The sequence below is a fragment of the Tepidibacillus fermentans genome (assembly GCF_004342885.1).
Lineage (GTDB): Bacteria > Bacillota > Bacilli > Tepidibacillales > Tepidibacillaceae > Tepidibacillus > Tepidibacillus fermentans.
This window is the reverse complement of sequence record NZ_SMAB01000002.1, coordinates 194,873-214,129: the sequence shown is the minus strand read 5'-3', so window position 1 is coordinate 214,129 and position 19,257 is coordinate 194,873. Positions and strand designations below refer to the sequence as shown.

Annotated in this window: 21 protein-coding genes; 4 read left to right on the top strand and 17 right to left on the bottom strand. The window is 35.3% G+C overall.

Translation table 11 applies throughout. The features are described from left to right. Nucleotides 1-7: 7 nt before the first annotated feature. From EDD72_RS02460 to EDD72_RS02445, 4 genes are all read right to left on the bottom strand, one after another. On the bottom strand, nucleotides 8-1,264 hold the full coding sequence (locus tag EDD72_RS02460) for a metallophosphoesterase family protein (RefSeq protein WP_165894940.1): 1,257 nt from the start codon (nucleotides 1,262-1,264) through the stop codon (nucleotides 8-10). A gap of 15 nt (nucleotides 1,265-1,279) precedes the next feature. Continuing rightward, complete coding sequence (locus EDD72_RS02455) at nucleotides 1,280-2,536, bottom strand: MFS transporter (protein WP_132767045.1); 1,257 nt, start codon at nucleotides 2,534-2,536, stop codon at nucleotides 1,280-1,282. Between the two features lie 34 nt (nucleotides 2,537-2,570). Beyond that, on the bottom strand, nucleotides 2,571-3,137 hold the full coding sequence (locus EDD72_RS02450; RefSeq protein ID WP_165894939.1) for a non-canonical purine NTP pyrophosphatase: 567 nt from the start codon (nucleotides 3,135-3,137) through the stop codon (nucleotides 2,571-2,573). A gap of 128 nt (nucleotides 3,138-3,265) precedes the next feature. Continuing rightward, nucleotides 3,266-3,631, bottom strand: a complete 366-nt coding sequence (locus tag EDD72_RS02445) for a hypothetical protein (RefSeq protein ID WP_132767043.1) — start codon at nucleotides 3,629-3,631, stop codon at nucleotides 3,266-3,268. 247 nt (nucleotides 3,632-3,878) lie between these two features. Here EDD72_RS02445 and EDD72_RS02440 point away from each other — a divergent pair, with 247 nt between their 5' ends. Further along, complete coding sequence (locus EDD72_RS02440; RefSeq protein ID WP_132767042.1) at nucleotides 3,879-4,328, top strand: OsmC family protein; 450 nt, start codon at nucleotides 3,879-3,881, stop codon at nucleotides 4,326-4,328. A gap of 55 nt (nucleotides 4,329-4,383) precedes the next feature. On the opposite strand, the gene EDD72_RS02435 is transcribed toward EDD72_RS02440, so the two are convergent. From EDD72_RS02435 to EDD72_RS02425, 3 genes are all read right to left on the bottom strand, one after another. Then, nucleotides 4,384-6,351: a TRAP transporter permease gene (locus EDD72_RS02435; protein WP_132767041.1), complete on the bottom strand. Its 1,968-nt coding sequence runs from the start codon at nucleotides 6,349-6,351 to the stop codon at nucleotides 4,384-4,386. A 1-nt stretch (nucleotide 6,352) separates the two neighbouring features. Further along, nucleotides 6,353-6,826: a DUF1850 domain-containing protein gene (locus EDD72_RS02430; protein WP_207893618.1), complete on the bottom strand. Its 474-nt coding sequence runs from the start codon at nucleotides 6,824-6,826 to the stop codon at nucleotides 6,353-6,355. A gap of 74 nt (nucleotides 6,827-6,900) precedes the next feature. Beyond that, nucleotides 6,901-7,854 carry a TAXI family TRAP transporter solute-binding subunit gene (locus EDD72_RS02425; RefSeq protein WP_132767039.1) on the bottom strand — a complete coding sequence of 318 codons (954 nt, stop codon included), beginning with the start codon at nucleotides 7,852-7,854 and terminating at the stop codon, nucleotides 6,901-6,903. A gap of 241 nt (nucleotides 7,855-8,095) precedes the next feature. Between EDD72_RS02425 and EDD72_RS02420 the strand changes: the two genes are divergently transcribed. Next, nucleotides 8,096-8,536 carry an OsmC family protein gene (locus EDD72_RS02420; RefSeq protein WP_132767038.1) on the top strand — a complete coding sequence of 147 codons (441 nt, stop codon included), beginning with the start codon at nucleotides 8,096-8,098 and terminating at the stop codon, nucleotides 8,534-8,536. 191 nt (nucleotides 8,537-8,727) lie between these two features. Then, nucleotides 8,728-8,991: a hypothetical protein gene (locus tag EDD72_RS02415; RefSeq protein ID WP_165894937.1), complete on the top strand. Its 264-nt coding sequence runs from the start codon at nucleotides 8,728-8,730 to the stop codon at nucleotides 8,989-8,991. Here EDD72_RS02415 and EDD72_RS02410 read toward each other — a convergent pair. The 9 genes from EDD72_RS02410 to EDD72_RS02370 form a co-directional block, all read right to left on the bottom strand. Beyond that, nucleotides 8,988-9,725 carry a DnaD domain-containing protein gene (locus tag EDD72_RS02410; protein WP_132767036.1) on the bottom strand — a complete coding sequence of 246 codons (738 nt, stop codon included), beginning with the start codon at nucleotides 9,723-9,725 and terminating at the stop codon, nucleotides 8,988-8,990. The genes EDD72_RS02415 and EDD72_RS02410 overlap by 4 nt on opposite strands. Before the next feature lie 75 nt (nucleotides 9,726-9,800). Continuing rightward, a complete protein-coding gene (asnS, locus tag EDD72_RS02405; RefSeq protein ID WP_132767035.1) occupies nucleotides 9,801-11,090 on the bottom strand; it encodes an asparagine--tRNA ligase in 1,290 nt (429 codons plus the stop codon). Nucleotides 11,091-11,163: 73 nt separating this feature from the next. Continuing rightward, nucleotides 11,164-12,354 carry a pyridoxal phosphate-dependent aminotransferase gene (locus EDD72_RS02400; protein ID WP_132767034.1) on the bottom strand — a complete coding sequence of 397 codons (1,191 nt, stop codon included), beginning with the start codon at nucleotides 12,352-12,354 and terminating at the stop codon, nucleotides 11,164-11,166. A gap of 45 nt (nucleotides 12,355-12,399) precedes the next feature. Then, nucleotides 12,400-13,602 carry an acetate/propionate family kinase gene (locus tag EDD72_RS02395; RefSeq protein ID WP_132767033.1) on the bottom strand — a complete coding sequence of 401 codons (1,203 nt, stop codon included), beginning with the start codon at nucleotides 13,600-13,602 and terminating at the stop codon, nucleotides 12,400-12,402. A 15-nt stretch (nucleotides 13,603-13,617) separates the two neighbouring features. Beyond that, a complete protein-coding gene (locus EDD72_RS02390; protein ID WP_132767032.1) occupies nucleotides 13,618-14,487 on the bottom strand; it encodes a 3-hydroxyacyl-CoA dehydrogenase family protein in 870 nt (289 codons plus the stop codon). Between the two features lie 112 nt (nucleotides 14,488-14,599). Beyond that, nucleotides 14,600-16,111, bottom strand: coding sequence for an AAA family ATPase (locus EDD72_RS02385; RefSeq protein ID WP_132767031.1), 1,512 nt, complete (start codon nucleotides 16,109-16,111; stop codon nucleotides 14,600-14,602). Then, on the bottom strand, nucleotides 16,104-16,637 hold the full coding sequence (locus EDD72_RS02380) for a hypothetical protein (RefSeq protein WP_132767030.1): 534 nt from the start codon (nucleotides 16,635-16,637) through the stop codon (nucleotides 16,104-16,106). Before EDD72_RS02380 ends, EDD72_RS02385 begins: the two co-directional genes overlap by 8 nt. Nucleotides 16,638-16,773: 136 nt before the next feature. After that, nucleotides 16,774-17,259, bottom strand: coding sequence for a hypothetical protein (locus EDD72_RS02375; RefSeq protein WP_132767029.1), 486 nt, complete (start codon nucleotides 17,257-17,259; stop codon nucleotides 16,774-16,776). A 40-nt stretch (nucleotides 17,260-17,299) separates the two neighbouring features. Beyond that, nucleotides 17,300-17,509, bottom strand: a complete 210-nt coding sequence (locus EDD72_RS02370; RefSeq protein ID WP_243643754.1) for a YpmA family protein — start codon at nucleotides 17,507-17,509, stop codon at nucleotides 17,300-17,302. A gap of 122 nt (nucleotides 17,510-17,631) precedes the next feature. Here EDD72_RS02370 and EDD72_RS12460 point away from each other — a divergent pair, with 122 nt between their 5' ends. Continuing rightward, complete coding sequence (locus tag EDD72_RS12460; protein ID WP_165894936.1) at nucleotides 17,632-17,805, top strand: hypothetical protein; 174 nt, start codon at nucleotides 17,632-17,634, stop codon at nucleotides 17,803-17,805. Between the two features lie 119 nt (nucleotides 17,806-17,924). Here the strand turns inward: EDD72_RS12460 and EDD72_RS02365 are convergent, their stop codons facing one another. Continuing rightward, nucleotides 17,925-19,256: an amidohydrolase gene (locus tag EDD72_RS02365; RefSeq protein ID WP_132767027.1), complete on the bottom strand. Its 1,332-nt coding sequence runs from the start codon at nucleotides 19,254-19,256 to the stop codon at nucleotides 17,925-17,927. Nucleotide 19,257 lies beyond the last annotated feature (1 nt).

Below are 19,257 nucleotides of genomic sequence, written 5' to 3'. Positions count from 1 at the left end.
CCCTCCTTCATTCTTTTCCCAGCAAATACTCATACGCATAATTGATAATTTGGTTCTTTATCTCTTCCATATCTTCATTCGTCAACGATGAAAAATGTTTTTTTATCCCTCGATGTCGAAACAGTTCTGATAAAATTTCTTTTTTTATCGTCTCAGTATCCATCTTTTTAAAAAAATGTTCAATTTGAGAAAGGTAATCTGCTAAAAAACTTCCTTGTTCTCCAATTTTTTCGATCGATATGGGTGGTTGTGTTCCAGCCTGAATCGTTTCAATCCATGCCCAAGGTTGTTGTTCAATCAAATGAACATTTAATACTTCTTCAATTTCTTTTCGTTGATCTTCTTCGTTTATTAAAATATGAAGGGAGGTTTGACCTTTTAAGATAACACGAGTTAACATTGGACGTTTGATTTGAATCAGTCTTTCCTCAATCTCCATCTCGATAAGGTTTATCAGATCATCAATGGTCGTAATCTGGGAAATATCTAGTTCAATTGTTTCCCAGCGAATTTGCGCCGTTGATAACCATTGGATGGACTGAACTTCATTGTCCACTACTTCAACATAGTAACACCCTTTGTCCCCTGTCTCCTGAATATGTCTTCCTTGTGGGTTACCAGGATAGATTACGTATGGACCACGATGTAAAATCATTTGTTTGTGAATGTGTCCCAATGCCCAATAATCCATCTCCCCAGAAATCAATTCTTGTAAACGAGAAGGACAATAGGGATCATGGTTTTGTTGACCATCTACATTGGTGTGAAGCAAACCGATATGAAACAGATTCGGATTTTGTCTATGATAATCTTTCACAATATTCTCCATAAATGCTTTCATCGGATAACTCCTGCCCACGATTCTAGCGATTTCTTTGTTTTCTTTGAGAAAAGATATTCCTTCTACACGATCTCCAGAGAAAAAATGAACCCTTTCAGGCCATTTTATTTGTGCTTTTTGCTGATCGATCGGGTCATGATTCCCATGAATGATAAAGGTATGAATTCCATGTTGATTCAATTTTTCCAATGATCTTTTCAGATAGATTTGTGCTCTTAGACTTTGCACTTCTAGATCATACACATCTCCTGCTATCAATAAGAAGTCTACTTCTTTTTCAATACAATACTCTACGATCCGATCAAAACTGCGAAAAGTAGATTCATAAATTTCTGATACGATTTGTTTTGGAAGATGTCTTAATCCTTTAAAAGGGCTATCTAAATGCAAGTCAGCTGTATGTATAAAACGAAATGATGCCAAACGTAACACCCCTATTTATTGAGTGATTGATTTGTCCTTCAATGGCTTATGTCTTTGCTGTTCAACGCGGAAAGCAACCAAGATAAAAGCTACTCCACCTAATAAACGAATCAATGCGGATAGATCCATCGCTGCGTTCATCCCAAAAATAGACAGTATCCATACCCCGACCTGTGGAGCAATAAAACCAACAAAACCAATAAAGATCGTATAAAGCGTAATATAAGAAGACCGACTCTTTTCAGACGAAACAGCTAATAATTGATTAAATAATAATAGAGTTGTTCCTGATAAAGAAACACCGCTCCAAAAGTTTGTGAAGACTAAATAATAGAGATTTTTTGATAGAACCGTTAAAAATGGAACCGTTGCCATTCCTACACTGGCTACAAAAAGCATCATCGAATTACCAAAACGGTCAGCCATTCTCCCCCACCATTTATAGGTAAGAATTTGTGAGAGTTGATTCGCAACAGTAAACAAACTTAACCAAAAAGCACTTGCATGAACATACTCGATCTGATAGATATTAAAAAGCGGCCAAGCCATTTGCCAACCAAAATTAAATAGAATCGAACTGATTAGAAAAAAGAGAAAGGGTTTGGTTTGCCACATTTTTTTCATTGCCACAATAAGGGAGTCCTTTTCTACCGTTCCCTTTGAACTATATTCTTTAAGTTCGATGTGCTTAAATAGATAATAAGCTTCTAACACACCAAAGATAAATGTAATGATAAATAACCCCTGATATGGAACAGGGTTATCTTTATCAAATAAATTAAGTATAACCCCTACGGTTGCGGTTGCAATCATTCCTACGATCGTTAAGATTTGATTTCGATAACTAAAAAACTTTCCTCGTTCTTTCTCTGGAATTAAATCACCCATCAAAGATTGCCAAGATAGATTGGCCAAACTAGCTGGAATATTCATCAGACCCACTAAAATAACCAAGATCCATGCCTGGTAGATCGGAATATAAGGAATCAAAGCAAACAATAAAAGAGCAATTCGAGCAAACAGAATCGAAAAGCCACAGAACCTTTTTTTTAATTCTAGTTGGCTAAACCAATATCCTCCCACGATCGTTGTTACTAAACTAACGACTGCAGCCAGGGAATTTAATAAACCGACCTGCTGGTGATTCGCATGTAAAATATGAATGGCATATAACGCCAAAAAACTGGAGTACGTATTCATAATCATTGAATGAGCGCCATTAATAATACTGTAACGTTTATTCTTTTTCACGATCTCCAATGGATACTGCATTTTCTAAATCCCTGGCCTTTCATATCATGTATTTTTACTTTTGATAACTATAAAGCCAATGTCCCATCTTTTCTAAGGCCTTTCTTCGGTAGGAATAATAGACTCGTTGTTCTAAAGACATATTTCCTAACACTTGTGTATCACCGTCGGGAATAAAAATCGGATCAAAAGGAAAGCGTAAATCCTTTGGTAAGTTATAGGGTATCTCAGAGATAATCCTGCCGGATGTAATTCCGTGAAAAACATCGATTTTTCCTTTCCACTTCACAGCAATGACACCACGAAAATAAGCTTTTCGACTCTCACCTGATAATAATTTGTCGATCCCCTTATAACCAATTAACTGAAAAATTCTTTTCGTTAAAATACCTGGAAATTGAGGATAAGATTCAAAAAATATTCCAGAATCGTCTACAAAAATTGGTATTTCCTCATCCTCTTTTATCTGTTCTAACTTATATCTTGCGATCTCTTCTAGTGTACCTTCAGTTGGTTCAATAAATGGGAAACTTTTTCCTTCTACTTGATGCCCAAATGGGGCCAATGCTAATTGGGCTTCAGCTAATTTTTCAGGATTTGTTGTGACAAAAATAAGTTTCATTACGAATGACTCCTCTCGAAGTTCATTGATTATCATTCATAAACTATAGAGTATCATATTTTTATTCTCTTTGATATACGTTGTACAAGAAAAAAACAACCCGCATTTAAAATAGGGTTGCTCAAATTTTACAAATGTATATTTTGTTCTTCTTTATGATTTTCTTTACCATTATTATTTTCTTCTGTAACATGTCCATGAGTTCGAAACCAAATATTCAAATCATTAATTGCACTTGACAGGTCGACAATTTCTTTATGTACTTCCACAAATTCTTCAAAAGGTATCTCAAACATTTCATCCTGCTTTTTCATAATTTCTTCTTCTAATTCCTTAATACGATCCGGAATCTTTGCCCTTTCCTTTTCCCATCGATCAATCACTTTTAACTGTTCGTTCAGCGATAAGTCTTCCCAATCTACTCGGAAATCAGGTATGTGAATTCCTAATCGATCATCATATATAAATTGTACCTTTTTTTCATCCACTGTCATTAATTCAATCCTCCTAATAAACGATTAAAACCATATTTATTGTAAACGAAATTTCTTCATTCGTATATGCCACGAGTTTAAATTGTGTATTTTTTGTTACAATCTAAAATAATAATTATGACAAATTTATTAACATATTCTTTTATATCTATCTTTTTCAAAAAACCTCTTGTATACTGTTTGTAGAAAAGTTCACAAAGAATAAATTCTTATTTACGAATGATTATTAAGTGGGAGGTTTTTAAAAATGGCAAATCAAGTTTTTCGTTCATCCGTTCGCTTAATTGAGGGGACACGTGTAGAAGCTGAAGCTCGCGGTTTTAAAGTTACTGTTGACGAACCAGAACAAATCGGTGGTTCTAACCAAGGAATGGCTCCTACAGAATTATTACTTTCTGCTTTAGGAAGTTGTTTAACAATTACAATTAGTCTCTTCTCTAAAGCATTCCACGTAGATATTAAAGATTTACGTGTTGAGGTTGAAGGGGAGCTCGACCCAATGGCTGCTATGGGTAAGTCAGATGCTAGAAGTGGTTATCAAAATATTCGTGTACATGTACACATTGTCTCTGATGCACCACAAAACCGTATCGAGCGCTTAATTAAAATGGCTGAATCAAAGTGCCCAGTTAGTGATACATTGCGTGTTGGTGTTACTATCAACAATTCTGTAGAATTAGAGACAGTGTCGGCATAATTTAATATAAAATAAAAAGGACATCTATTAGGATGTCCTTTTTGATTTCATTTATTTATTTGACTTCAGCATTTGCAATTTTTTTCATTTTTTTTCTCGTTGTGAATTGAATGATAAATAGTAACACTAAGATACCTAATCCAACCGAATCGGTCCATAATCCTGGAACGATGAGCATAAGCCCTGCAGGTATTGCTAATACTCTTTCAATCCAATACATTGGTCTGAACCAGTATCCCATTAATCCTGCACTTATTCCCAACATACCAACGAATGCTGTAGTGATAATCCACAATGTTTTTAATATCGTTGTATTAACAAGTAGTAATTGAGGAGATAACACAAAAATATATGGAATAATAAATGCTGCAATCGCTAATCTTGTTGCTTCTGCACCCGTTCGAATCGGTTTACCTCCAGCTATTCCTGATGCCGCAAAAGCTGCAAGCGCAACTGGTGGGGTGATATCGGCCACAATTCCAAAATAGAATGTGAACATATGAGCTGCAAGTGCTGGAACTCCTAATTGTATAATCGCTGGTGCAGCGATTGTTGAAGTGATAATATAATTCGCTGTTGTTGGAGAACCCATTCCTAATATAATTGATGAAATCATCGTTAAAAAGAGAGTTGGAATAAGTAATCCACCCGAAAATTCAATTAATCCATTGGCGAATTTTAACCCTAATCCAGTTAGTGTAACAGTACCTACTATAATCCCTGCAGCGGCAGTAGCCGCAATAACTCCTAATGATGCTTTTGCTCCATCTTCCAAAGCAAAAAATATATCTTTTAATTTCATTTCGTTATGTCCTAGCAACATACCGATTATTCCAACAATAATTGTACTCAATATCCCACTAATTGCAGAAAAGGTTGCAGACTTTCCACTCATGAGAAGTCCAATAATAACAAATAAAGGAATTAGTAAATATAGTTTCTTTAAAATTTCTTTTTTATCAGGCAACTCTTCATCAGTTAAACCCCGTAGCCCCGTTCTTTTTGCTTCAAAGTGAACCATAATCCAGATCCCTGTGAAATATAGAATTGCAGGTACTGCAGCCGCTTTTGCAATATCCCAATAAGACATCCCAATAAATTCAGCCATCAAAAAGGCTGCAGCTCCCATAATAGGTGGCATAATTTGTCCACCAGTAGAAGCTGCTGCTTCTACTGCTCCAGCAAACTCTTTACGATACCCCAATTTTCTCATCATTGGAATGGTAAATGATCCAGAAGTAACTACGTTGGCAACTGAACTTCCACTAATAGTCCCCTGTAATGCACTTGAAAATACAGCTACTTTTGCAGGACCACCTACACGTTTTCCAGCAATCAATAATGCTAGATCATTGAAATACTGACCTACTCCTGTTTTTTCTAAAAATGCTCCGAACAACAAAAATAAGAAGATAAACTTTGCCGACACTTGTAAAGGAGTTCCAAGAATACCGTCTAAAGTATAATACATATGTGACACGATACGTTCATAAGATAGCCCCCGAAAACTTAAAAACGATGGAAAATAATTGCCAAATTTAGCATAAATCAAGAAAAATAAAGCAATCACTGTAATTGGAATTCCAACTACTCTTCTAGAAGCTTCTACTACTAGAAGTATAGCGATCAACCCCATAACAAAATCCAATTGGTTATAATTCCCAGCTCTTATAATTAAATCTTTATACTCAAAAACCCAATAAAAACCAACCCCTGCACTTAATATAGGTAATAAAAAATCAAGAATTATTGTAAACAAATTGCTTTTTTTAACATATTTTTTTGTAGGAAACAAAATATAGATCAATGTTAAACCGAAACCTAAATGTACAGGAACTAATAATTGAAGTGGGATATTACCAAAAAGTGCAGCGTAAATCTGAAAAAGTGAAAAGCCAGCTGCCAAAATGGTCACCAACCATTTCATAAATCCTGTATATTTATAAAAATTTGACTCTCTATCGTATTTACTTAATAACTGATGCATCTCTTTTTCAGTTAAATGTTTAATATCTTGACTCATTTTAACTACCTCCCTTCATCAGTTGCAATAAGCTTAATTTTTGCACTTTAAATCGGACCCAATTCCCAGGTCTAGTTAACTTTGCTAATGGTATTTTTCTCTGGTGTACAATGAATTGATGGTTTGCAATCACTTGGCCAACCCTCATATCAAAATATGGAAGAACTCGATTGAGATGATTCAATACGAATTTCCCATTTTTAATGGTAAATGTTTCACCTTTTTCTACGTCTGATGGCATGCCAACACCATAAGTGTCAAAAGTGGTTTGATCTACTACAATATTTTGATTGGAGTCAATATAAAAAGTGTCAATAACAGGTGTTTTATGAATGGAATGGATATATTCAATAGAAAAGTGATCATTTCCATTAACGGGGATACGGAGTAATATTTTTCCCGAATCTCCTTCGATAAGTGTTAACATAGGTACTAAAGGAAGATTATAAAGTAACAGCATGATGAGAATTATCACAATCGAGGATTTCCATATAGTCCTTAAAAAAAACCGAGGGGAAAAAAGCCGCCTCGGTTGTTTATATTTAAACATTACTTTAAAATTTCCTTTTCTTTATAGTATTTCGCAGCACCTGGGTGAATTTCTAAATTTATCCCATCTAATGCTGTTTCTAATTTTATCGACTCGGCTTTTTTATTTATCGCGACTAGTTTGTCTAGGTGCTCAAAAAGGGACTTTGTTATATCATAGACTTGATCTTCTGATAAATCTCCTCTAGCAACAAGAATGGATTTTACGGCAACAGTTTTTACATCTTGATCTTGACCAGCATATGTTTTTGCCGGAATTACATCTTCAACATAGTATGGGTATTTCGTTATTAATTCTTTAATTTTATCCTGATCTAGAGAAAGAATTTTAAATTTAGTGGTTGCAGATAATTCGTTGACAGCTGCTGTAGGTGCACCAGCAGTAATAAAAGCTGCATCCAGTTGTCCGTCTTGAATTCTTTGAGAAGAATCACCGAATGATAAATGCTCTGCTTTTAAATCTTCAAACTTTAACCCATAGACTTCAAGGATTTGTTTTGCGTTTGCCTCTACTCCACTACCAGCAGCTCCAACAGAAACACGTTTCCCTTTAAGATCGGCAACAGAATTAATCCCACTATTTACAGTTGTTACAATTTGAACGGTTTCATTATATAAGGAAGAAATAGCTTTTAAATTTTTTACCGGAGTATCTTTAAACATTTCTGTACCCTTACTTGCATAATCAGCAATATCGGATTGAGTAAAAGCTAAATCTACATCGCCTTTACTTAGTAAACGCATATTTTCAACAGATGCTCCTGTAACTTGAGCAGTTGCATCCATTTTTGTATTATCTTTAATAATTTGGGCAATTCCTCCACCAAGAGGATAATATGTTCCACCAGTGCCTCCAGTTGCAATGATTAATTGACTGGCTTTTCCACCCCCACATCCAACCAAGCTTAGGGATAACAAAAGTACGATCGCTAGTAAAACATAACTCTTCTTCATCATTTTCCCCCTCTTTTAATTGTTTTGAACTTTTCCAAAATTATTATACACTAAATTCTAGTTATTGTATATTTTTTTATAATTATTATTGCTAATACATTTTTTTGGATAATTTTGTCATAAAAAGCTTAATTTATTAAACAACTTTTGAATAAATGTACTTCAATCTCTGTATAATATAAACTCAAGCATATAATTTGACTTGAAAGTAAAAACTAAGATGTAATTGGAGGAGAAATAAATGGCAATTCAAGAATTCAAAGCAACTGTTTCATTAAAAGAAGGATTATTTGTGGAGGCAAATGCAAGAGGGTTTACCGTTCAAATGGATGAACCTGAACAACTTGGTGGAACAAACAAAGCGATGAACCCCGTAGAAATGTTATTGTCAGCACTAGGGGGATGTCTATCAATCACGATTGCAGCATTTAGCAAAGCAGCTCATGTTGAGATTGAGGATTGTAAGGTACATGTGACTGGTGATTTAGATCCAGATGGTTTTTTAGGATTAAACAAAGATGTAAGGAAGGGATTTACTCAGATCCGTTACCAAGTAGAGTTGGTATCAAATTCTCCCGAAGATAAAATTAAAAAATTGATGCAAATGGTAGAAGAGAAATGTCCGGTTTCCGATACTCTAAAGGGCGTAGAAGTGATCGGCGATGTGAAGATTGTGAGATAAAAAGTGGGCCTTCTAGAAGGGCCCTTTTTTTGTTACAATGATCTACATAATCTCGTATTTAAGGAGACTGTTTAGATCAAATGAAAAATATGATAAAACCTTACATTGCTTTTGTACAATCCAATATTCTTTTTGTTGCGGACCACTCATTATCAAAAATTTTTGAAAATGTTTTTCCAAAGAAAAGCGAGATGTTAAGTTTGAACTTACCAACCTTATGGGAGTTAAGAAAGAATGAAAAAGACGTGGAGGAACTTTTTCTTCATCTAGAATGGCCAGAACCCATAGGGTTAATTTCACTTGTTTTTTATGGAGAACAGGTTCAATTATTAAGAGAAAATCAGGAGATCCATAGTCTGGGAATTCTTCATGAATTTGATATTCAAACAGGCGATACAAAACAAGCTTTGTTCATTACTGGGATCAGGGAAGGATTAGATTTTGTATTCGATTAAGATTCATCATTTTCTAACCAATTATAAAATTCAAATTCAGGATACTCTTTCTTCTCCTCAAAGGGTTGGTTCTTAATTGTTGGTTGTTTTTCACGAAATTTTTTGAGATGTAATTTAATCTGGTCAACTGTTTTTAAATTTTTTCTTTGCCATTCAAATAGAATCTTATCAATGTAACGAAAACTAAGTTTATTAGAGAATACAGCTTCTTTTAATGCATAATGGATAAGTTCAATCGAATAATGATCTTGATCGATCCATGTATTAATCATTTCAATTTCCATAGGGGATAACGGTCGGCCAAATTCTTGTTCAAAGGTTTGAAAAATGTTGATTACCTCTTCTTTTTTTTCTTGTTGTCTTATTTCTATTTGTTGTTTTTGATACTGATGAATCATCAAATGTATCAATTTTTGATAAAGCGGAGTTAGATTATAGACTTCAGATAATATTCCAGTTACTTCATCCTTTTTTTCATCAATACGAATATAATTTTGACGGACTAATCTTTGTAAGAGGCGCATCATCTCTTCAGTATTTAATGTCATTCGCCGTTCTAATTCTGTGACAGCAGGAAACGAATTACCTTTCCCTTGATAATAAAGCAAGTGGATAATGAGCATCATTTCTTGGTCAGATAGCCCTAGCTCTTTATAATGAGAAAGTAATAGGTTAGAAATTGTCGTTGAACCTTCTTCAAGTAACTCGAGAAAAAATTGATTTTCATTTTGCAATGGTTACACCTCATTTACTTAAAAAGAGCACCAATTGGGTGCTCTTTTTAATTGTAAAGAAAGTATGAGTATTTTTTATGGGTAGAGTCGATTCAAGAGTCGAGGGAATGGAATCGTTTCACGAACATGATCTAATCCACAGATCCAAGCCACAGTTCGCTCGAGTCCTAAACCAAAGCCACTATGTGGCACACTACCATATTTTCTAATATCGAGATACCATTTATAAGCCTCCGGCGATAAATGATGCTCTTTGAACCGTTGTTCTAATAACTTAGGATCGTCAATCCGTTGACTTCCACCAATGATCTCGCCGTATCCTTCTGGAGCAATTAAATCTGCACATAACACAACATCAGGACGATTTGGATCTGGCTTCATATAGAATGCTTTTAATTCTGTCGGGTAATGGGTAATGAAAACAGGTCGGTCAAAGCTTTCTGCAATTGCTGTCTCATGTGGTGCTCCAAAATCATCACCCCACTGAATCTCATGCCCTTGTTCCTGCAACAGCTTAATTGCTTCGTCATATGTAATACGTGGGAATGGAGCTTGAACCTTTTCTAACTTGGAAATGTCACGACCAAGTGTTTCTAATTCATATCGGCAGTTCGTAACGACAGATTGAATTACGTGTGAGACAAACTCCTCTTGGATTTGTAAGTTTTCCTCGTGTTCAACAAAGGCCATTTCTGGTTCAATCATCCAAAATTCAATCAAATGTCGTCTAGTTTTTGACTTTTCCGCACGGAATGTAGGTCCAAATGAATAAACACGGCCTAATGCCATAGCTGCCGCTTCCATATATAATTGACCACTCTGAGACAAATACGCATCTTCGTCAAAATATTTCGTATGGAAAAGGTTAGTGGTTCCTTCTGCAGAAGTTGGGGTCAAGATCGGTGGATCCACTAATGTAAAACCTTTTTCATTTAAAAATTCTTGAATCGCACGGATAATTTCGCTTCGAATACGTAAGATTGCATTTTGACGAGGAGTTCTCATCCAAAGATGACGATGGTCCATTAAAAAGTCTGTTCCATGTTCTTTCTTTGTAATAGGATAATCCTCCGCAATTTGAATGATTTCAATATTCGTAATCGCTAGTTCGTAACCAAGTTTTGAACGTTGGTCTTCTCTAACAATGCCTGTAACATAAAAAGAACTTTCTTGGGTTAATGATTTACTATCATTCCAAACTTGTTCTGGGACTTCATTTTTTACGACAACTCCCTGAATAAAACTGGTCCCATCACGCAGTTGAAGAAATTGGATCTTACCACTAGAACGTTTATTATATAACCAAACTCCTAGTTTTACTTCTTGATTTACATATTGTGCTATATTTCGAATGGTAACAAGCAAAGCTGATTCCCTCCGATTTTCAACGATAAGTTAGCCCATCAATTATACTATTTATTACTAGGAAAAATCAATTTTACGCATTTAAAGAATGAATAAATTCCTTAATTCGTCTCATTCCTTCTTGCAACTGCTCGATTGAAGTAGCATAGGAAACTCTAATATGATTAGGTGCTCCAAAGCCCGACCCAGGAATCACAGCTACTTTTGCTTCTTCCAATAAAGCTTTCGCCCATTCGTCAGCATCTTTAAATTGTCTACTTTTCGTTGTTAGAACTTCTGAAACATCGATAAAAACATAAAATGCTCCTTGAGGCCGAATTGCTTTTAATCCTGGAATTTCATCAATCAAATTTAAAAGAATGTTTCGTCGTTGTTCAAAGGTTTCTCTCATTTTTTCTAGTTCATCTTGAGGGCCGTTTATTGCTTCTAATGCACCATATTGAGCAAAAGAAACTGGATTGGATGTACTGTGACTAGCCAAATCGGTCATGACTTTAATCAGTTCCTTGTTTCCCGCAATGTAGCCAATCCTCCAACCGGTCATCGAATAAGGTTTAGAAACACCGTTAACAATTACAGTTCGCTGATAAGCATCTTCACTAAGGCTGGCAATACTGACATGCTCGACCCCATCATATATCAGTTTTTCATATATTTCGTCCGATACCACATAGAGGTCATACTTTTTACATACTTCAGCAATTTCAGATAGCTCTTCTTTTGTATAAACGGTTCCAGTTGGATTACTTGGTGAATTGAGGATGAATGCTTTGGTTCGCTTCGTAATCGCCTTTTCTAATTGTTCTGCTGTAATTTTATATTGGTTATCTTTATTTCCTTCCACAAAGACTGGAACAGCTTCTGCTAATTTTACCTGTTCGGGATAACTTACCCAATAAGGTATTGGAATAATAACCTCGTCTCCGGGATTACATACTGCTTGAAAGAAATTATATAACGCATGTTTTGCTCCTAACGTAACCATTACCTGGTTCATTTCATAATGTAATCCATTATCTCGTTTAAATTTGTCAACAATTGCTTGTTTAAGTTCAGGAATACCGGAAGCAGGAGTATACTTCGTAAATCCTTTTTTCATCGCCTGCGTTGCTGCCTCGATAATGTGATCCGGTGTATTAAAATCCGGTTCACCTGCACCCAACCCTACAACATCAATTCCTTTACTCCGCAATTCCTTTGCTTTAGCCGTAATTGCTAAAGTGGAAGAAGGGGTTAACTCTGAAACCCTTTTTGCTAATTGCACAGACATTACCTCCCCAAAATCAAGATTATACAAATATAATTATATTTATTTACTTGATTTTACTATTCTTAAGGTATCTCTGGCAATCATTAACTCTTCATTAGTTGGAACAACTAATACTTCTACTTTGGAATTGGGTGTACTGATTCTTCTAACTTGTTTTGATCTAGTATTATTGATCTCCTCATCAATCTCAATTCCCAAATAGCTTAGATGATCCGTAATCGCTTTTCTTAAAATATTCGAGTTCTCACCTACTCCAGCAGTGAAAATCAGTACATCAATTCCGTTCATTGCAGCAGCATATGCTCCGATGTATTTGCGAATTCGATACTCATACATTTCAAAAGCAAGTTTCGCATTTTCATTAGAATCCATATTTTCTTCAATATCTCTCATATCGCTTCCAATGCCAGAAACTCCGAGCAAACCACTATGTTTATTTAACATTGAATTCACTTCATTTAAGGTTAAACCTTCTTTCTCCATGACAAAGGGAATAATTGCCGGATCGATATCACCACTACGTGTTCCCATCATTAGCCCTTCTAACGGGGTCATTCCCATACTGGTATCCACGGATTTTCCTTTGTCGATTGCTGCTATACTCGCCCCATTTCCAATATGACATGATACGATTTTTAAATCTTCGATCGACTTACTTAAAAACTCGGCTGCTTTTTGGCTTACATATTTATGTGAAGTTCCATGAAATCCGTATCTTCTAATTTTATGCTTTTTGTATAAGATTCGAGGTAATGCATACATATATGCTTTTTTAGGCATTGTTTGATGAAAAGCGGTATCAAAAACAGCAACATTGGGAACACCAGGTAGTACTGTTTCAACGGCTTCGATCCCAACCAAGTTAGCTGGATTATGTAAAGGCGCCAAATCAAATGTTCCTTTTATCGCCGCTTTTACTTGAGCATCTACTTTGACAGAATCAGAAAAAACCTCTCCACCGTGAACGACGCGATGGCCAACTGCTTCAATCTCATTGATGTCAGAGATAACTCCATATTTCGGATCAACAAGATAGTTGAAAACTTTTTCAATGGCTGTAGTATGGTCAAGAATCTCAGTAACTAATTTCACGTCTTCTTTTCCAGTAGGTTCATGGGTTAAAATGGCATCTTCCATACCGATTCGTTCTACTTTTCCTGAGGCAATCACAGATTCATCCTTCATATCAAAAAGCTGGTATTTTAACGATGAGCTCCCGCAATTCAAAACAAAAATTTTCATTTATTAACCTCTCCTTTACTTAATGCGTTCACCATTTTCGTATTTAAAGAAACCTTGACCTGTTTTCTCTCCAAGATGCCCTGCTCGAACTAATTTTTTTAATGCTAAGGCAGGACGGTAACGACCATCACCATATTCTCTATACATCGCTTCACTAGCACGTAACACGGCGTCTAATCCCATACGATCCGCCATTTCTAATGGACCATATGGAAAACCAAAACCAAGTTTCATGGCAATATCTACATCTTCTTCGGAAGCGACTCCTTCCATTACGATATTAATCGCCTCATTAATTAAAGGGATCATTAATCGAACAGTAACATAACCGGGCGATTCAAAAACCTGTATCCCAGTTTTTCCCATTGTCTCAATAAATTCTTTTGCAATTTGATATGTAGAATCTGAAGTTTTTAATCCACGAATGATCTGAACAAGTTTACGTTTAACAACCGGGTATGTAAAGTTTAAACCGATAAATTTATCTGGTCTTCCTGTTTGACTCGCTAATTCCGTTACACTTAATGTGGAAGTATTGGTTGCAAAGATTGTTTCTGGTTTACAGATCTGATCAATCTCTTGAAAGAGATTTTTTTTCTCTTCAAGTATTTCATCAATACTTTCAATCACTAAATCGACTTCTGTTAGAGACTGTTTATCCAGTGTATAGTGAATTTTAGATAAAATCACTTTTTTCTCAGTTACTGTAATTCCCCATTTTTCAATCGATTTATCTAAAGTAACAATTAAATTTTCTTTGGAATCCTCCAAAATACTCTTTTCTTTATCAATGACGATCACATCAATTCCATGTTCTGCAAGCATCTGAGTAATCCCAGTACCCATGACACCTGCACCAATAACCCCAACTTTTCGAATGGTCATACTTTTTCCTCCTTACTAGATTTTTCATACAAAAATTATAGTATCATAATCTGCCTTCTATGTGTTATATATATTTGTTAGATTTTTATGAAACAGTTTAAAAAAAGCCAAATCAAACGATTTGGCTTTTTTCATTTTTTGAGATTTTATCAATCATTTGCCTAAACTCTTCTCCTGATAAGACTTCCTCTTTTTCTAATTGATCGAGCGCTTCTTCTATCACCGTTTTATGATGTTGTAACAACACTCTCGTTTTCGTTAATAACAGATCTAAAATTTCATTTGTTTCTTTGACTAATTCATCTTTTGCAACATAATTAGTATTAACGATTCCCAAAGAAGTTAAACCTGTTTCAATCATATGTTGAATTAGATTTAAGACTTGGTCAAAGTCATTTTTTGATCCAGTACTTCTAGTACCATAAAAAATCTCTTCAGCTACAGCCCCACCTAAAGCAATCATGATTTGTTGTTCTATAGATTTACGGGTGTGTAAATATTGCTCATCAGAAGGGTTATGACGAACATAACCAAGCGCCTGCCCTCGTGGTCGTAATGCAACTTGTGAGACCGAACCCGGTTTTACTTTTTCAGCAACTATGGCATGGCCTAATTCGTGAATCGCTACCCTTCTTTTTTCTTCCTTAGATGCTTCACGATCGGTTTGTTCTCCCATTAAAACTTTATCAATTGCATTGGAAAAATGTTTTGCAGTAATCTCTAACTTATTTTCTCGTAAAGCATAGATGGCAGCCTCATTGGCCACACTTTCTAATTGAGCGCCAGAAAAACCATATGTTTCCATCGATAACTGATTTAAATCAATATCCGTAGCCAATGGCTTTGATTTCGTATGAATTTCTAAGATTTTTTTTCTTGCATTTTTATCAGGTAAATCTACAATAATATGACGATCAAATCGACCAGGACGAAGCAAAGCTGGATCAAGAAGATCTTTTCGGTTCGTTGCAGCAATCACAAGGATTTGTGGATGATCATTTGCTTTCATACCATCCATTTCAGTTAGTAATTGGTTTAATGTCTGGTCATATTCTTTTAGACCATTCCCATCTCTCTTGCCACCAATTACATCAATTTCATCAATAAAGATGATCGCACTATTTTTTTTGTTTCTTTTAGCCAACATTTTCGCTTCATCAAAAAGATCACGGATCCGTTGTGCTCCTACACCAACATACATTTCAACAAATTCACTACCGGAAGCAACGACAAAGACAGAATCAGTATAATCCGCTGCAGCCTTAGCCATTAAGGTTTTACCCGTTCCTGGTGGACCAAATAGTAAAATCCCTTTTAAAGGACGAATGCCATATTGTTCAATTTTATCTTGATAGATCAAAAAATCTAATGCTTCTTTTAGCTCATTTTTCGCTCGTTCTTGCCCGCCGATATCTTCAAATTTTACATTTGTTTTAACGACTGCATGGGCACGACTTTTTCCATCTCGTCGTAGACCAAGAATGTTACCCTTTTTATCAGAAAATAAAAATATACCTGCTAGTACAATGAAAAACAAAAAGACAAATGGTCCAACATTATAACCACTTATACCTAGAAATATAATTAAAGCAGGGATAAAACCCAAAAATACATCTTTAGCCAACGTTATTCACCCCCTGATTAACCCTTCTTGGAAGGATAAAATAAAGTGACTTTTTCCCTACATGCAAATCAACGTAGACGTTCTTCTCATCTATTCCATAGCCCACTTTGTCGAGACGAGACTGTTTCTTCAACTTCTCTAATACAATTGGAATGGTGCTATATTCATTTTTGTCCATTGCTTGAGCAATGTTAAAGTAAGCTTGATTCCAGGCACGCAGTAAAGTTTGATCTTGATTATTTACAAAATGAAGTTGTAATTCTCTTTTACCAATCATTGGTTGAATCTTATTTTCAATTTGGTGATAGGTGTCTACAAAATTTTCGACATCTTGAACAACAATCGTTAGCTCAACTTTTTGCTGATCATATTGAATTTGGTTCAGCTTAACCCCCTTAATCTCACTCATTGCAACTTGAATAGGTTGCTCGATACGATAATTCTGATATATGAATCGTCCACCAAATAGGACAAGCAAAGATATCATAAAAACAATCACTGTTAGGTGCCAATTTTTTAATTGCATCTTTTAATATACTCCTTTCTATCATAACATTACATATTAGAGTATATCACAGAGTATAGAACATTGATGGAGGGAAATGTTTGTAAATCTTCCAATATAAAAGGCTATGGTTATTTTTTACCATAGCCTAAGTGGGTTACGATGTGGTAACCCCTAATCGATATTTTTTAATAAATCCTCCATTTTGAAGATCATAATAAAGATAACCTAATCTTCCCCCTTGATCTTCATATAGTACTTCATAGATTAAACGTTCTTGATCGATAATCCCAGTGGTAATCCGTTTTACCGTTAAATTTTTTTCGGAATGAGATACAAGCTTCTTGATTTGTTCTTTGGTTAAGTAATGATTCAGATAACGGTAACGTAATTCCTCTTCATTTGTCCAAATGAAAAGCGGATCCCCAAACCGATCTTTTGCGAACATGACATAATAAGCTTTTTCCCCTGCATAATAGTCAACCTGTTCAATTTGGTTTATCATAGGCAGGCGATCCTTCACTTTATCAATCATTTGTTTTTCAATTGTATTTTTTTCCGCCCAGATACTATATAAAAAGAGAAAAGAAATAAACAAAAATAAAATAATGATACTGGAACTCACCAATATAAACCTTTTCATGACTCTTCCCCTTTAGGTCATTTGCTCCTACCCTTTAAACCTATGTACGATAAATGCTAAATACCATTAAGTTTGGATCTTCTTCGTCTTTTGCTAAACCAAACATCAAATCATCATATTTTAAATTCTTATTTAAGATATCGACAATTTTATAAAGGTCAGGAGTAGCTGTAATTTTAACTGTTGCAATTAATTGAATCCCCATATCTTTGATCATCCTTTTTCTAAGTTGATTATTTACTTCAATCATTATACAACAAAAATGGATAGAAAAAACAGACTCACAAATAAATGTGAGTCTGTACTAAATTAGGATTTCATATTTGAGTAGTTTCAGGCAATAATAACATTACACCTAAGGAGGTGATGGGAATGAACAACATCTCCAATGGTCAAAAATCACCGGTAGAATTAGAACCATTACCACTGATTCATTTTAATGAAATCAAAGCTTGGTTACATGTGAGTCCAACAGGTTATTACGATGATGAAGAAGATCTTCCCGATTTTCGAATGAAAGATAACTTATTCGAATCATTAGAATAAGAAATTTTTACAAAGTTAGATTTTCCATTCAATTAAAATTTTATACCTATTACACTTCCATTTTCATCCAGCCTGCATCTCGCAGGCTTTTTTCAGAAATAAGTTCTGATTCAGATTTCTTATCTCCATTGATTTACAATCTGTTCGACTTCAAAAATGATTCGTTGTTCATCTAAAGTAAGAACCTCTCCATATTTGACCACTTGTTTTCCATTAATAAAAACATCTTGAACATCTTTTCCAGACGCGGAATAAACAATGTGAGAAATCGGATCATACATTGGGTGAAAATGCGCTTGATTCGTATTTAGAATAATAAAGTCTGCTTTCTTGCCTACTTCTAAGGAACCAATCTCATCCTCCATAAACAGAGCCTCAGCGCCATAACGAGTGGCCATTTGAATGGCGATCTTTGCAGAAATCGCTAAGGGGTCTTGGTGATATCCTTTATGGATTAATGAAGCCAAACGCATTTCTTCAAACATATCTAGATTATTATTGCTTGCAGCACTATCTGTTCCTAGAGCAACGCGAATTCCAACTTTTAGCATTTCAGGCACAGGCGCAATTCCACTACCTAGTTTCAAATTACTTCCCGGATTATAGGAAATTTTTACACCCATTTTCTCCAGTAAGTTAATTTCCTCTTGATTCACATGCACAGCGTGAGCAATAAGAGTAGGATGATCAAACACTCCTAAATGATATAAATGTTCAACCGGTCTTTTTTTATACCGATCCATATTTAGTTTCACTTCCCGTTCCGTTTCTGATACATGAATATGAATCGGTAAATCTAATTCTTTGGCAATGACTAATGCTTCTTTAATGAAATCAGGTGAACAGGTATAAGGGGAATGTGGGGAAATCATGACCCGTACTCTTCCTTCGGCTTGCAGATGCCATTGTTTAGCAAACCGGACTGTATCCTTTAATTTTTGAGTGAGCATCTCTTTTGAACCGAACCCTAACATCCCACGTGATAAGCTGGCACGACTACCTGATTGGCGAACAATGTCTGCCACAATATCCATTTGGTTATACATATCAGCAAATGTTGTAGTACCAGATTTTAACATTTCGATCACGGATAATTCTGTTCCCAAACGAATATGTTCTTCTTGAAACTTCCCTTCAATCGGCCACATTTTTTGTTCTAGCCATTCTTGTAATGGAAGGTCATCACCATAACCGCGAAGCAAAGACATCGCAGCATGGGTATGTGTATTAATCAGTCCTGGCATGACAATTTTTCCATGGGCATTAATCACCTGATCAAATGATGCTAGATTTTCCGGTGATTCACCAATATAGGTGATTGTATCTTCTTCAAAGATCATACTTCCATTATGAATCACTTCATTTTCTGCATTAACCGTAACAATCATTGCATTGATGACAATAGAACGCAAATTGATCTCTCCTCTACCCAAACGTTTCCATATAATCATA

Coding starts and splice junctions, on each gene's coding strand:
- EDD72_RS02455 (WP_132767045.1), bottom strand. CDS start 2,536: ATGCAGTATCCATTGGAGATCGTGAAAAAGAATAAACGTTACAGTATT.
- EDD72_RS02450 (WP_165894939.1), bottom strand. CDS start 3,137: ATGAAACTTATTTTTGTCACAACAAATCCTGAAAAATTAGCTGAAGCC.
- EDD72_RS02445 (WP_132767043.1), bottom strand. CDS start 3,631: ATGACAGTGGATGAAAAAAAGGTACAATTTATATATGATGATCGATTA.
- EDD72_RS02440 (WP_132767042.1), top strand. CDS start 3,879: ATGGCAAATCAAGTTTTTCGTTCATCCGTTCGCTTAATTGAGGGGACA.
- EDD72_RS02435 (WP_132767041.1), bottom strand. CDS start 6,351: ATGAGTCAAGATATTAAACATTTAACTGAAAAAGAGATGCATCAGTTA.
- EDD72_RS02425 (WP_132767039.1), bottom strand. CDS start 7,854: ATGAAGAAGAGTTATGTTTTACTAGCGATCGTACTTTTGTTATCCCTA.
- EDD72_RS02420 (WP_132767038.1), top strand. CDS start 8,096: ATGGCAATTCAAGAATTCAAAGCAACTGTTTCATTAAAAGAAGGATTA.
- EDD72_RS02415 (WP_165894937.1), top strand. CDS start 8,728: ATGTTAAGTTTGAACTTACCAACCTTATGGGAGTTAAGAAAGAATGAA.
- EDD72_RS02395 (WP_132767033.1), bottom strand. CDS start 13,602: ATGAAAATTTTTGTTTTGAATTGCGGGAGCTCATCGTTAAAATACCAG.
- EDD72_RS02390 (WP_132767032.1), bottom strand. CDS start 14,487: ATGACCATTCGAAAAGTTGGGGTTATTGGTGCAGGTGTCATGGGTACT.
- EDD72_RS02380 (WP_132767030.1), bottom strand. CDS start 16,637: ATGCAATTAAAAAATTGGCACCTAACAGTGATTGTTTTTATGATATCT.
- EDD72_RS02375 (WP_132767029.1), bottom strand. CDS start 17,259: ATGAAAAGGTTTATATTGGTGAGTTCCAGTATCATTATTTTATTTTTG.
- EDD72_RS02370 (WP_243643754.1), bottom strand. CDS start 17,509: ATGATTGAAGTAAATAATCAACTTAGAAAAAGGATGATCAAAGATATG.
- EDD72_RS12460 (WP_165894936.1), top strand. CDS start 17,632: ATGAACAACATCTCCAATGGTCAAAAATCACCGGTAGAATTAGAACCA.
- EDD72_RS02365 (WP_132767027.1), bottom strand. CDS start 19,256: ATGATTATATGGAAACGTTTGGGTAGAGGAGAGATCAATTTGCGTTCT.